The 14070-nt window shown below is 53.6% G+C and carries 10 protein-coding genes; 9 read left to right on the top strand and 1 reads right to left on the bottom strand.

Going from position 1 to position 14070, the window contains the following annotated elements; translation table 11 throughout:
* Positions 1-117 precede the first annotated feature (117 nt).
* The 4 genes from J2Z18_RS17840 to J2Z18_RS17825 all read left to right on the top strand — a co-directional run bounded on the left by J2Z18_RS17840 (position 118) and on the right by J2Z18_RS17825 (position 5916).
* Positions 118-1797, top strand: a complete 1680-nt coding sequence (locus J2Z18_RS17840; protein ID WP_007128697.1) for a ribonuclease J — start codon at positions 118-120, stop codon at positions 1795-1797.
* Between the two features lie 390 nt (positions 1798-2187).
* Positions 2188-2961 (top strand): ClpP family protease, encoded by a 774-nt coding sequence (locus tag J2Z18_RS17835; RefSeq protein ID WP_007128696.1) that lies wholly within the window; start codon positions 2188-2190, stop codon positions 2959-2961.
* Positions 2958-3215 (top strand): YlzJ-like family protein, encoded by a 258-nt coding sequence (locus J2Z18_RS17830; protein WP_007128695.1) that lies wholly within the window; start codon positions 2958-2960, stop codon positions 3213-3215. Before J2Z18_RS17835 ends, J2Z18_RS17830 begins: the two co-directional genes overlap by 4 nt.
* Before the next feature lie 61 nt (positions 3216-3276).
* Positions 3277-5916, top strand: a complete 2640-nt coding sequence (locus tag J2Z18_RS17825) for an FtsK/SpoIIIE family DNA translocase (protein WP_210095127.1) — start codon at positions 3277-3279, stop codon at positions 5914-5916.
* 187 nt (positions 5917-6103) lie between these two features.
* Here J2Z18_RS17825 and J2Z18_RS17820 read toward each other — a convergent pair whose 3' ends face one another.
* A complete protein-coding gene (locus J2Z18_RS17820) occupies positions 6104-6961 on the bottom strand; it encodes an AraC family transcriptional regulator (RefSeq protein WP_210095126.1) in 858 nt (285 codons plus the stop codon).
* A 194-nt stretch (positions 6962-7155) separates the two neighbouring features.
* Between J2Z18_RS17820 and uxaC the strand changes: the two genes are divergently transcribed.
* The 5 genes from uxaC to sleB all read left to right on the top strand — a co-directional run bounded on the left by uxaC (position 7156) and on the right by sleB (position 13996).
* A complete protein-coding gene (gene uxaC, locus J2Z18_RS17815; RefSeq protein ID WP_210095135.1) occupies positions 7156-8583 on the top strand; it encodes a glucuronate isomerase in 1428 nt (475 codons plus the stop codon).
* Positions 8584-8585: 2 nt separating this feature from the next.
* Complete coding sequence (locus J2Z18_RS17810; protein WP_210095125.1) at positions 8586-10103, top strand: tagaturonate reductase; 1518 nt, start codon at positions 8586-8588, stop codon at positions 10101-10103.
* A complete protein-coding gene (locus J2Z18_RS17805) occupies positions 10100-11623 on the top strand; it encodes a UxaA family hydrolase (RefSeq protein WP_210095124.1) in 1524 nt (507 codons plus the stop codon). The genes J2Z18_RS17810 and J2Z18_RS17805 overlap by 4 nt, the downstream gene beginning before the upstream one ends.
* Before the next feature lie 181 nt (positions 11624-11804).
* Positions 11805-12926 carry a glycoside hydrolase family 88/105 protein gene (locus J2Z18_RS17800; RefSeq protein WP_210095123.1) on the top strand — a complete coding sequence of 374 codons (1122 nt, stop codon included), beginning with the start codon at positions 11805-11807 and terminating at the stop codon, positions 12924-12926.
* 239 nt (positions 12927-13165) lie between these two features.
* A complete protein-coding gene (gene sleB, locus J2Z18_RS17795; protein WP_144866393.1) occupies positions 13166-13996 on the top strand; it encodes a spore cortex-lytic enzyme in 831 nt (276 codons plus the stop codon).
* The last annotated feature ends 74 nt before the right edge of the window (positions 13997-14070 follow it).

Genomic DNA, 14070 nt, shown 5'->3' with positions numbered 1-14070 from the left:
TTGTGTTTTCACTTTTTCATCATGTATAATGAATTCAAGTGACTGGGTGCGGTATTTTTTTGAAATTTAAATATAACAATGGTACGACGTCCAAAACTATAGGAGGGTTAGATACATTTGTCTAAGAAAATAAGCAGCGATAAACTATCGATTTTTGCCTTGGGCGGCGTCGGTGAGATCGGGAAAAACATGTATGTCATCCAATATGCCAATGACATCGTAGTCGTGGATGCTGGGCTGAAGTTCCCAGAAGAAGATATGCTTGGAATTGATATCGTTATTCCTGATATTAGCTATTTAACGGAAAATCGCGACAAGGTGAGAGGGATTTTGCTGACTCACGGTCACGAGGACCATATCGGCGGACTCCCGTACGTGTTGAAGCACTTGAATGTTCCGGTGTACGGAACGAAATTGACGCTCGGATTGGTGGAGAATAAGCTCAGGGAAGCGAATCTGCTGGGCGAAACGAAACGGATTCTGATTCATGCCGATTCAGAAGTCAAGCTCGGAAACACCATGAAAGCGACCTTCTTCAAGACCAACCACAGTATCCCGGATTCGGTCGGCATCTGCATCGAGACGCCTGAAGGCAATGTGGTGCATACAGGGGACTTTAAATTCGACCATACGCCGGTCAATGACCAATATGCGGATTTGCAGCGGATGGCTGAAATCGGAAGCAAGGGCGTTCTCGCCCTTCTGTCCGACAGCACCAATGCGGAAAGACCCGGCTTTACGCCATCGGAGAAAAATGTGGGCATCGTTCTTGAAGATATTTTCCGCAAGGCCGAGCAGCGTGTGGTGGTGGCTACATTCGCATCGAATGTGCACCGGATCCAGCAAGTGGTGAATGCTGCCGAATCAACCGGCCGCAAGGTTACGGTAATCGGAAGAAGCATGGTGAACGTCGTCTCGATCGCAGCCGAGCTTGGATATCTTCATATCCCGGACGGCATGCTGATCGAGCCGGAAGAGGTTAACAAGATGGCAGCCGACCGCGTGGTCGTATTGTGTACAGGCAGTCAGGGAGAGCCGATGTCTGCGCTTACGCGCATGGCGCGCTCGACCCACCGCAAGGTGGATATTTTGCCTGGCGATACGGTTATCATTGCGGCAACTCCGGTTCCTGGCAATGAGAAGTACGTCGGCCGCACGATCGACGAGCTGTTCCGACTCGGTGCCGATGTGATTTACAGCGGTTCCAATTCCGGTGTGCACGTTTCGGGACACGGAAGCCAGGAAGAGCTGAAGCTGATGCTGAACCTGATGAAACCGCAATTTTTCATCCCTGTTCACGGGGAATACCGGATGCAGCGCCGTCACGCTCTGCTTGCAGAGTCCGTCGGCGTCGACCCGGACAACATCTTCATTACCGATATCGGGGAGATCGTAGAGATTCAAGGCGGTGCCGCCCGCAAGGCCGGCAAGGTAACCGCAGGCAACGTTCTGATTGACGGGCTCGGTGTAGGCGACGTAGGCAACATCGTGCTGCGTGACCGGAAGCTGTTGTCCCAAGACGGCATCCTCGTTGTTGTCGTTACCTTGAGCAAGCAGAACGGCTCCATCGTATCCGGTCCGGATATCATTTCTCGCGGATTCGTTTATGTCCGTGAATCTGAAGGTCTCCTGGATGAGGCCAACCGTATCGTTTCCAGCACGCTTCAGAAGCTGATGAGTGAGAACGTAAACGAGTGGGCGTCACTGAAAACAAGCGTCAAGGACGCTCTCGGACGCTTCTTGTACGAGCAGACGCGCCGCAGACCGATGATCCTGCCGATCATCATGGAAGTGTAATTGTCGTTTTAGCATAACGACCTCAAAAATAATCAGGCACACAGTCGCCTCTCTTTCGCAGGTAATAATTGGACGGTTTCCGCGAAAGAGGGGCTTTTTATGTTGTCTTACAAACCGCAGGGATTCCTTCGACCTACAAGCGAAAATCCAGTTCGTGGCGGATTGACCATCGATCATGTTATCGGAGGGTTTGCCGGGAGAAGGTACTGTCGAGGACCCAGTTGGTGCCGGAATCGGCCGCCTCATGCACGAGGATAACTTGAAACAATATGAAGACTTGCACGCCGATCCCTGCGGTAAGCATAAAACTATGCCGTCGCTTGCCATACTAAGGGTCAGCTATGGATATAGCTGCAGCCCAAGAATAAGCGAAAAGGCAGGGATGGCGTTATGCAAAATGAGCTAGAGTTTACCGGCAGAAAGGGAGCCGGCATTACCGGGGAAACCGAAGCGCCGGCGGCTCCGGCCGAAGAGGGCAAGAAGAGTGCCGTAACAGAAGCGATCACCCAGCTTGGCCAAACCGGAGTGCCGGTCGGCAATGAATCCAATGTATTCTGCATGACTATAATCGGCCAAATCGAGGGGCATTTCGTGCTGCCTCCGCAAAATAAAACAACGAAATACGAGCACATGATCCCGCAGCTCGTGGCAGCCGAGCAGAATCCGAAAATTGAAGGACTTCTCATTATTCTTAATACGGTAGGCGGAGACGTAGAGGCCGGCCTGGCCATCGCCGAGATGATCGCATCGCTGACCAAACCGACCGTCACGGTGGTTATCGGAGGCGGGCACAGCATCGGAGTGCCGATAGCCGTTGCAGCCGATCATTCGTTCATCGCGGAAAGCGCGACAATGACGATCCATCCGATTCGGATGAGCGGCCTTGTGATCGGTGTACCGCAAACGTTCGAGTATATGGAGAAGATGCAGGAGCGAGTCGTCCGGTTTGTCACGAGTCACTCCCGGATCACAGAGGAGCAGTTTAAGGATCTCATGTTCAAGACAGGCGAGCTAAACCGGGACATCGGTACGGCGGTATCGGGCTCCGACGCGGTCGAATACGGGCTGATGGATGAAGTCGGAGGGATCGGTCAAGCACTGCACCGGCTGAATCACATGATTGCCGAGCGTAAAGCAGTCAGCCCGGGGGGGATCACGCAATGAGCTGGTACAGCATTATTCCACTTGAGCGGAGCCTGGCTCCAGGTGCGGACGATATAGAGCCGGGCAGTCGCTTCAGAGAGGTCCGTATCGGAGGCGTCCTGATGGAAGTCGAACCGATGGGAGAGGAGCAGGCCCGGATCGTCCGTCTCCTGGATTGCGGGCTCGAGCATTACTTGAATTCCAGCTATGCTCCGGGCAGTATCGTTCGCTATATTCCGACGATCGCAGCCGATGAAAATGAGGCTAAAGGCTGAAAACAGAACATAGGTACGCCACCGAATTTATGCTATAATATGGTTTCGGGGGTGAGACTTTTTGGCGAAGCGCAGAAAAAAGAAGAAGGCTGCCTTTGCAGCCGTACTGAAGTATGAAATCTACGGGATCGTGCTCATGACCCTCTCGGTGATTGCGTTATCCGGAGAGGCGCCGGTCGGACGTTCCCTGGCCAAGATGTCGGGATATTTGCTTGGCAAATATTATTTCATCATCCCCCTGATCGGTATCTATTACGGATTAATGGTGATGATTCACCGTAAATGGCCGCGTCGTTGGAACAGCAGACGAACCGGCGTTCTTCTTCTGGTCTTAGCGCTCACATTGATGAGCAGCATCGCAGGCTTGGGATCCAAGCTGGCTCCCATCGGGCAGTTGACTGCTTCGAATGTGATGAGCCAGATACATAGCGATTTGCAAGGAGAGCTTCTGCATGGGGAGGTTCGCAGCGATCAACACCCCGTTATGGGCAGAGATATCAGCGGAGGATATGTCGGAGCCTTGCAGTTTGCGCTGTTGATCATGCTGTTTGGCAGCCTTGGCGCAAGACTTATTGTCATCGTCATGCTGTTTATCAGCTTTATGCTGATTACGAACTTGTCTTATGTGGATTTGATGCGAATGTTCCGCGTAAGAGTCGTCAAGGCGGGAGAACGGCTGCAGAAGAAGATGAACAGTCGGCAGACGAAGGCCAAAGCCGCTGCCAGAACAGCCGCGAAGGAAGAGCGGACGCCGCTGCCGGACGATTTTGATGATGATTTGGACGATATGGAGGAGCTGCGGCTGCCGCGTCGTAAAGCCCCGCAGTTTTTCCAGCTGTTTGGCGGCAAGGGTCAGAAAACGGCTCAGGCAGCGCCCGATTTCAACGATGATCATGATGATGACCAAGCACCGGTATTTACGGCCGGGAACGGAGTTCATGATGAAGACGAGAAGGTTCTGTACCGGAATGACGATGAACCGCATTTGTCACCGGAAGCAGCCGAACATTCAGGCGCTCCTTCCTCGCCGATTATCCGTGATTTCTTCGAGCAGGTGAAGCAGGAAGGCAGCCTGCACGAGGAGGCTGATGATTTGGACGGGCCAATCGGCGAACAGGGAATGGACGTATCGCTGCAGCATTCGGAAGCTGCGGTCGATGACGGCCAAGCCGTAGCAGAGGGAGACGGCGCAGCAGCAGGCGCAAACAGCTTGGATGGTGCCGGGAATGGAGCCGAAGAATCCATCCCTGCCGCGCCTCCCGCACCACCGCCTAAGCCTTATAAGTTGCCTCCTTTCCGTTTGCTGTCCAAGCCGAAGAATGGCGGAAAAGGCGGGGATCAGAGCGATTACATGCAGACGGCCCGCAAGCTGGAAGCTACGCTGGAAAGCTTCGGCGTCCGTGCCAAGGTGCTGGAGGTCGTAAGAGGGCCTTCGGTGACCCGCTATGAAATCCAGCCGGATATCGGCGTAAAGGTCAGCCGAATCGTCAACCTGACGGATGACATCGCCCTTGCGCTGGCTGCCAAGGATATTCGGATGGAGGCACCGATTCCGGGCAAATCCGCCATCGGCATCGAAGTGCCGAATAATGAGGTATCCATTGTAACCATGCGTGAGGTTATGGAGACACCGATCTTCCAGGAGGCCGAATCGAAGCTGTCGATCGCCTTTGGCCGGGATATTTCGGGCCAGACGATCGTCGGCAACCTGGCACGGATGCCCCATTTGCTCGTCGCAGGTGCGACAGGGTCGGGTAAATCGGTCTGTATCAACGGGATCATTACGAGCATTCTGTATAAGGCCAAGCCGGATGAGGTCAAGTTCCTGATGGTCGATCCGAAGATGGTCGAGCTGAATGTTTATAACGGGATTCCGCATTTGATGGCACCGGTCGTGACCGATCCGAAGCGGGCGTCGCTCGCCTTGAAGAAAATCGTGGTCGAAATGGAGAAGCGCTACGATCTCTTCTCCAAGTCAGGCACCCGCAATATCGAAGGTTATAACAATCTAATGAAAGATAATCCGGCGGCGGTTTTGCCATATATCGTCGTTATCGTGGACGAGCTCGCAGACTTGATGATGGTAGCGGCTAACGACGTGGAGGATGCTATTACCCGTCTCGCGCAGATGGCCCGTGCCGCGGGCATCCATCTGATCATAGCCACGCAGCGGCCGTCGGTCGATGTCATTACGGGCGTTATCAAAGCGAATATCCCTTCACGGATCGCCTTTGGCGTTTCCTCTCAGGTCGACTCACGGACCATACTCGATATGGCCGGTGCGGAGAAGCTCCTTGGCCGTGGCGACATGCTGTTTATGCCAATGGGGTCATCCAAACCGATTCGCGTACAGGGAGCTTTTATGAGCGACCAGGAGGTTGAGAATATCGTCTCCTTCGTGCGCGATCAGGGGCAGGCGGAATATGACGAATCGCTTGTTCCGGAGATTGAGGAGTCCGGGCAATCCGAGGATGAGGAGCTCGATGAGCTGTACGATCAGGCAGTCACCATCGTCCTTGAAGCGAAGCAGGCCTCCGTTTCCTTGCTGCAGCGGAGAATGCGCGTCGGCTATACCCGAGCGGCGCGGCTCATCGATTCCATGGAAGCCCGCGGGGTTATAGGTCCCTATGAGGGCAGCAAGCCACGCGAAGTGCTGATGTCGATGGAGCAGTATCAGCAGCAGCAAAACCGAATAAGCTGATGAAGTTTAAGCCGATCAGGTCCGGAAAGGGCGTTTCTTATGGATGAAGAAACGCCCTTTCCGGTTTTTTATATATATGGGATGAACGAAAAAAGCGGGTAATAAGCAAGTCGGGGATGGTTTATGAGTTAGCTCCTGATATCATCGCCATCAACTGTGGCCAGGATGAGCTGCCCGTCATGAGTGTTTATACTTGGCTATTCAACTTCCGGTATCGGCTTGCGGTCATGCTGGTCATTTTTTTGAATGTGCGGTCAAAATGGGTCAGGCTTTCAAATCCGACGGTCTCCGCAATATCGACGATCCGCAGGTCGGTGCTGACCAGCAGCCGCTGGGCCTCCCGGATCCGCGTCAGCTGAATATAATTGACGATCGTAAAGCCGGTGATTTCCTTGAATATGCGGCTGAGGTAGAACGGACTGATGTAAAAGGTATCGGAGAGCTGCTTGAGCGTGATTTTGAGCGGATAATGGCTGTTGATAAACTGGACGACATCCGTAATTTTCTGATGCAGCGGGTTCAAGGACGGTGACGCAGGCTTTATGGCGGAAGCGGACAAGCGGTTCGCCTTGATCAGCAGTTCTGTCAGCAGCAGGCGGAGCATATGCTCGAAGGCTGAAGGCCGGTTCAAAATTTCGGCAGCCATGCTGTCGAGAATTTGCATGACGCTGCTCTGCTCGGAAGGACTCAGCCGCAGTACGGGCTGGTCCAGCTCGAACATCGTCAGCAAGCTGGCGGGCAGGAACGGATGACCGCTGCCCAGGAAGGAGTCGCTGAAATTAATGACAATGCGCTCATGCTCGGGATCGCCTTGGCCGGATGTTTTATGAACATCGAATTTGTTGATCAGGATCAGATCTCCGGCTTGGATCGAATATAGCTTTTCTTTAATGAAATAACTGCGTTCACCGGAGATCAGATAATAGATCTCGTACGTTCCGTGATAATGGTTATTCCGCTCGAAGGGCCGCGTTCGATGAATGCGATGATAGTAAAATTCCTCTTCTTCGTTGCCAAAAGAGACAATGTGATGATCGACTGGCATATCGCTGTGCCCTCCTATTGAATATCCGGTCAGTTTTTGGGTTTCATCATCTTAATTCTAATTCTATCAGGCGGGCCGGGAATAAAAAAGCAAGATATGTTGATTTTTAAACGAAGTAAGCAATAAACGTGAAGAAATACAACCGATGATGCCGTATGATTAGAAGTAATCTAAAGAGATGGCAGGTGAACCCATTGAAGGCATTTATGGATGAGCATTTTTTGTTGAACAGCGAGACAGCCCAGAACTTATACCATAATTATGCGAAGAACATGCCGATCATCGACTACCACTGTCACTTAAATCCGCAAATGATTTACGACAACCACAGGTTCGGCAATTTGACCGAGGCATGGATCAACGGAGACCACTACAAATGGCGGGCCATGCGGGCCAATGGCATAGATGAGGCCCATATCACCGGAGGAGAAGGCGTTCAGGACTATGACCGATTCCTTGCCTGGTCGAAAACGGTTCCCAAAACCCTCGGCAATCCGTTATTCCATTGGTCCCATCTGGAGCTGCGGCGGTTGTTCGGGATTCAGGAGATCATCAATGAGCAAAATGCGCCGCGTATATGGGAAGCGGCCAATGCGCGTTTAATGGAGGATGATTTCACGACACGGGGGCTCATCGCTTCAAGTGGGGTGAAAGTGGTGTGCACGACGGATGATCCGGCGGATTCCCTGGAATACCATATCAAGCTAGCGCAAGAAGGGGAAAGCCGGTTTCAGATGCTGCCTTCCTTCCGGCCGGACAAGGCGCTTGAAATCAACCGTCCGACCTTCACGGGCTGGGTGAAGCAGCTGTCGGAGCGGTGCGGGAAGGACATTGGAAGCTACACCGAATTTTTGGAGGCGTTGTCGGATCGGGTACAATTTTTCCATTCGGTTGGGGGACGGGTTTCGGATCATGCCCTCGACTTTGTGCCGTACCGCGAAGCAACGGAGCGTCAAGTCGCAGACATCTTTTTGAAAGCGCTTGAAGGGCGTCCGGTTTCCCGTGAAGAAGAAGAGCAGTTCAAGACCGCAACACTGCTTGAGCTGGGTCGGATGTACGCAAAGCTGGGATGGGCGATGCAATTTCATATTAACGCTCATCGGAACAATAACACCCGGATGTTCCGGCAGCTTGGTCCGGATACCGGTTATGATTCGATACACGACGGCTTGATTGCCGAGCCGCTGGTCCGTTTATTGGACCGCCTGGATCAAGAACAAGCGCTTCCGAGAACGATTCTGTATTCATTGAACCCTAGAGACAACGACATTCTTGCTGCGCTCATCGGAAGCTTCCAGGGAGATGGAATTGCGGGGAAAATCCAGTTCGGATCGGCCTGGTGGTTCAACGATACGAAAGACGGCATGATGGATCAGATGAGCAAGCTCGGAAATATGGGGCTGCTCAGCCGCTTTGTCGGCATGCTGACCGATTCCAGAAGCTTTCTGTCCTATACGCGTCATGAATACTTCCGGCGGGTGCTGTGCGATCTCATCGGAGACTGGGTCACGAAAGGGGAAGCCCCGGCAGATCTGCCATGGCTGGGCGGAATTGTCCAGGATATTTGCTATTACAATGCAGAAGCCTACTTCCGATTCGGACAGTCGAGAGAAGGAGCATGACGATGGATACGATGCGTGAAGATACGCTTCCGCTGCTTAACCGCCATACGCTGGAGCAGCGGGAGGCAGGGAAGCTAAAGCCGGAGACGGATGCCCGCAGTTATCCCGTAAGAGCATTGCAGATTGGAGAAGGCAATTTTTTGAGAGGGTTTATCGATTGGATGCTGTTTGAGTGCAACCGTCAGGGATTGTTCCGGGGCAGCGTGGCCGTCAGCCAGCCGAGGCCGGGTGGTAAATATAAGCTGGACCAGCTACGCGATCAGGACGGAATTTATGGGCTGCTGATCAAAGGAATTCAAAACGGACATGAAATCGAAGAACGGCAGCTGATTTCCATATTTTCAAGATTTATCGATCCTTATTCGGAGTGGGAGACATTCCTGTCGATGGCTGAAAACCCAGAGCTTGATCTCATTGTGTCCAATACGACCGAGGCCGGAATTTGTTATGAGGAGATCCCTTGGACTCCTTCCGAGCCGCCGGCCACTTATCCCGGGAAGCTGACTATGCTTCTGAATCGACGGTTCGAGCATTTCCGGGGAGATCCCGGCAAAGGCCTGATGATCATGCCGTGCGAGCTGCTGGAGCGGAACGGAGACGCCTTGAAGGCGATTGTGCTCCGGCATGCGGACGATTGGGGACTGTCTGACGCATTCAGGAAATGGTTAGACGAATGCAATATGTTTCTGAATTCACTGGTCGATCGAATCGTGACCGGATATCCCGACAATGCGCCGGAATATTTTCGCGAATGGGGCTTTGAGGACCGACTGCTGAATACGGCAGAGCCTTATTACTTCTGGGCGATTGAAGGGGATCCTTCTCTGGACGGGAGGCTGCCGCTGAAAGCAGCTGGACTGCAGGTGGAATGGGTTCCGGATCTGTCTCCCTATCAGATCCGCAAGGTGCGGATTCTGAACGGGACCCATACATTAATGGCGCTGATCGGCCTGCTACACGGTGTAAGCGAGGTCAGGGAGGCAGCTGAGCACCCGATGTGGGGAGCGCGGATTCGAGAAGCCATGCTGAACGAAATCGTCCCGTTGGTCCCGCTGCCTCCAGAATCCGCAAAGCTGTACGCCGATGCGGTTTGGGAGCGGTTCCTTAACCCTTTTATCCGGCATAAGCTGGGCGACATCGCCATGAACAGCGTTTCCAAATTCAGAGTGCGGCTGCTCCCCGGCCTGAAGGGCTATGCGGATCAGTACGGCAAGCTCCCTGACGTAATCACACTGGCGCTGTCGTCGCTAATCAGGCTCTATGAGCCGCATCAGATCGATAATCAGTGGCACGGGACCCGTCTGGATGGCGAACCGGTGCTGCTCCGGGACGATCCGGACGCATTAGCGTTTCTCCATGACGTGTGGCAGAAGGAGCTCCGCGGGGAATGGAGCCGGCTCGAGCGGGTGAATGCCATCTTGGGCTCGGAGCTGCTGTGGGGCGAGAAGCTGAACGATATTCCGGGGCTGGTCCAGAGCGTACACCGAAATCTTCAGGAAATGGAGCGTAAGCAATCATGACCGATTTAATTATCCTTCACCCTAAAGATGATGTAGGGGTTGCGCTCCGTCCTTTAACGGCGGGTGCACATGCCGTAGTCACCATCAATGGGAAAGAGCATGCTATCGAGTTAGCCGAGGATGTGCCGAAGGGACATAAAGTGGCGCTTCGGGTCATCGAGAAGGACCGCTCGGTGTTGAAGTACGGCTATTCCATCGGCAAGGCATCGCAGCTTATTTTACCCGGGGCGTGGGTCCATACGCATAATTTAAAGACGGGACTTGCCGGCGAGGTGGAGTACCAATATACGCCTGGCCGTACAAGCGATCCGCCATTCGTTCCGGCGGGCAATCCGGCCCAAGCGGGGCCAACGTTCCAGGGCTATTTGCGCAGGAATGGCGAAGCCGGCATCCGCAACGAAATTTGGATCATTAATACCGTCGGCTGCATCAATAAAACCTGCGAGCAGCTCGCCCGGATGGCAGACCAGCAGTTTCGCGGTAGAGGAATTGACGGGGTTTACCATTTCCCGCATCCGTACGGTTGTTCCCAGCTCGGGGACGATCTGGCCCATACCCAGCGCCTCCTTGCTTCCTTGGCGCGGCACGGCAATGCCGCAGGCGTGCTGATCGTCGGATTGGGCTGCGAAAACAATCAAATTGACCAGATGCAGGCGTTAATCGGTGAAGACGAGCCGGACAGAGTCCGATACATGCGTGCACAGGACGTAGAAGACGAGCTTGCATCCGGGCTGGCGATGATCGAGGAGCTTGTGAATTATGCCGAGGGCTATCAGCGTTCCGAGCTTCCGTTGTCGCTGCTGAAGATCGGGCTTAAATGCGGCGGTTCCGACGGGCTTTCCGGCATTACCGCCAACCCTCTAGCCGGCCGGATCGCGGATTGGGTAACGGCGGCAGGCGGCACTGCGCTGCTGACGGAGGTGCCCGAAATGTTCGGCGCGGAGACGATCCTGATGGAACGGGCGGAAAATGAGCAGGTATTCCAAGAGATAACGTCGCTCATTAATGATTTCAAGCAGTACTTCATTTCCCATGGCCAGCAAATCTATGAAAATCCTTCCCCTGGTAACAAAGACGGCGGCATAACCACGTTGGAGGAAAAATCACTGGGATGCACGCAGAAGGGGGGAACGGCCATCGTTTCCGCTGTCCTGCCATATGGCGAAAGGTCTAGCCGCCCGGGATTGAACCTGATTCAGGCTCCCGGCAATGATTTGGTGTCCGTTACGGCGCTTGCAGCGGCCGGAGCGCATCTCGTGCTCTTCACGACGGGAAGAGGAACGCCGTTCGGCGGGCCAGTGCCAACGGTAAAGATTTCTACGAATTCGGAGCTCGCCGCCCGTAAGCCCCATTGGATCGATTTCAATGCGGGAACATTGGTGGAAGGAGCCCGTATGGAAGAGCTCGAGGAGGCATTGACCGATCAGATCCTTCAGCTGGCCTCGGGGGTGCGGCGGACACATAACGAAATGGGCGGCTTCCGGGAAATCTCCATCTTCAAGGATGGCGTTATTCTGTAAACCGGTATTCTGATGTTCAGCTCAAGCAGATCATTTAAAGAGCGAGTTCAAAAGTCCGGTTTTTCAACACTGAAGCTTATGCTTCGGCCCGGCTGAATTCAAGATTCGATGCCGGGTTACTTTGATTCGCTTCGTGATCAAAGATGACTTTTTGAACAACCTCTAAAGGGAGGAAGTAGAGATGTCCAATCAAACGCAGCACAAAGCGCCCGCAGACATTACACCACTCCGGCTTGGCATCGAGGCCTGCCGTTCCATCATGGAGACATTTTCCCCTGAGGAGCTCCCGCCTGCCGGGAGATGGCATTACCATCAGGGCGTGTTTCTGACGGGAATGTTCCAGCTCTGGAGGAGATGCGGAGAAGCGCGATATTTGGAATATATAAAAGGTTATGTCGATCATCTCGTCGATACAAACGGGAATGTACTGCTGGACCGCGGCGAGCTGGATTCCGTTCAGGCCGGCCTGCTGCTGCTGGAGCTGGACGCGATCAAGCCAGAGCGCAAATACAAGGCAGCGGCGGATAAGCTGCTTCGCCTGCAGTCTGCCTTGAACCGGACGACCGAGGGAGGATATTGGCATAAGGACCGGTATCCTTACCAGATGTGGCTTGACGGGCTGTACATGGGCGGCGTGTTTACGATGAAATACGGACAGCAATACGGGCAGCCGCATTTGTATGATGAAGTGCTGTATCAGGAGCAGCTGATGCGAAAAAATACGCGGAATGAAGCGAGCGGCTTGTATTACCATGCATGGGATGAGAGCAGGCATATGCCGTGGGCCGATCCGGCCACAGGCCAATCGCCCGAATATTGGGGGCGGTCCGTGGGATGGTATGCGCTATCGCTTGTCGAATTTCTTGATATGCTCCCTGAGGATCATGCGGGAAGGGCAACGCTTATACCGGTGCTGCGCGACTTATGCAAGGCTCTCGTTGGCTGCCAGGACCCGGCGAGCGGACTATGGTATCAGGTGCTGGATAAAGGAGGGGAGCCGGATAATTGGCTGGAAACGTCATGCTCAAGCCTCTTTGTGTATACACTGGCAAAGGGCGTGCGGCTGGGCCATCTGGATTCTTCGTGCCTGGAGCATGCTCGGCGCGGGTACCAGGGACTGGTCGATGCGGTATACTACAATGAACGGGGTCAGCTGATCATGCCCGATATTTGTATCGGGACAGGCGTCGGCGATTACAGGCATTACGTGCAGAGGGACCGCTGCGAAAATGACCTTCACGGGGTAGGCGCTCTTGTCATGGCATGCGTCGAGCTGGATCAAAGCGAATCGCTTCATGGATGAAGCAATGGTCATGATTTGCGTATATGGTGTTAATTTGCGTTAAAAATGGGTGCTCGTAATGATCATTTGATCACGCGGGCACCCTTTTTGTCGTGAAAAAGCATCCTGCTGCACGAAATGTTCCTCCCATCGATACAGCTCCGTGCCCAAGGTTCATCAGGTGCATAGGAACATGGCAGGCTTGTCATAATATACGTTAGCGAGGCTTGTTAAACCATAAGAGAAAGGTAGAGCGCAGCATGAAAAACTCGAGAATCTTGATTATGATAAGCACGGCGATTCTGTTATCAGGCACGGTATTCGCGCAAGGCACCCTTCATGCAGACGACAATCCGGCAGTACAGGATGCGATACCCACTTTCAGCCAGCAAACGATCAAATTCGGCTCCTATGGCGAGGATGTATATGAGCTGCAGGGCCGTCTAAAGCATTTGGGCTTTTATTATGGAAAAATCGACAGCGTATTCGGCTCCAAAACGTTGGGAGCGGTGAAATGGTTCCAATCCGAATTCGGAATGAAGGTAGACGGCATCGTCGGACCGAAGGTCAAGCTGAAGCTGTACAATGCAACGAAGGATTTTAAGCCGACGGAGCCGAAGCTTCATGAAGGGGGCGGCGGCAATGCCGGAGCCGGAGCCGGAGGGAATGCTGGGAATGCAGGGAATGCAGGCGGCGGGGGAGACAACAACCTGGCCTCTTCGAATACGATGGGTTTATCTGAAAATGACATTAAGATCATGGCCAACGCGGTATATGGGGAGGCCCGGGGCGAACCATTCGAGGGCCAGGTTGCCGTTGCAGCCGTTATTTTAAACCGGGTCAAGTCGCCAAGCTTCCCGAATACGCCGCACGGGGTTATTTTTCAGCCGCGGGCATTCACGGCCGTCGCGGACGGGCAAATTTGGCTCGAGCCGAACGAAAATGCCAGAAAAGCGGTGATCCAGGCCATCAACGGTTGGGATCCGACCGGCGGCTGTCTCTATTACTTTAACCCGAAAACGGCGACATCGCCTTGGATCTGGACACGGCCTCAGGTCAAGACCATCGGACAGCATATCTTCTGTATGTAAGCCGTTTTACAAGCAACCGGGGACCTGTCTTCGGTTGCTTCTTCACTTTGCAATGGGTTAGAATGAACGATAAA

It is taken from the genome of Paenibacillus lactis (genome assembly GCF_017873605.1).
Classification (GTDB): Bacteria; Bacillota; Bacilli; order Paenibacillales; family Paenibacillaceae; genus Paenibacillus_AQ; species Paenibacillus_AQ lactis.
This window is presented reverse-complemented; position numbering and strand designations above follow the sequence as displayed.

Coding starts and splice junctions, on each gene's coding strand:
- J2Z18_RS17835 (WP_007128696.1), top strand. CDS start 2,188: ATGCAAAATGAGCTAGAGTTTACCGGCAGAAAGGGAGCCGGCATTACC.
- J2Z18_RS17830 (WP_007128695.1), top strand. CDS start 2,958: ATGAGCTGGTACAGCATTATTCCACTTGAGCGGAGCCTGGCTCCAGGT.
- J2Z18_RS17820 (WP_210095126.1), bottom strand. CDS start 6,961: ATGCCAGTCGATCATCACATTGTCTCTTTTGGCAACGAAGAAGAGGAA.
- J2Z18_RS17810 (WP_210095125.1), top strand. CDS start 8,586: ATGGATACGATGCGTGAAGATACGCTTCCGCTGCTTAACCGCCATACG.
- J2Z18_RS17805 (WP_210095124.1), top strand. CDS start 10,100: ATGACCGATTTAATTATCCTTCACCCTAAAGATGATGTAGGGGTTGCG.
- J2Z18_RS17800 (WP_210095123.1), top strand. CDS start 11,805: ATGTCCAATCAAACGCAGCACAAAGCGCCCGCAGACATTACACCACTC.
- sleB (WP_144866393.1), top strand. CDS start 13,166: ATGAAAAACTCGAGAATCTTGATTATGATAAGCACGGCGATTCTGTTA.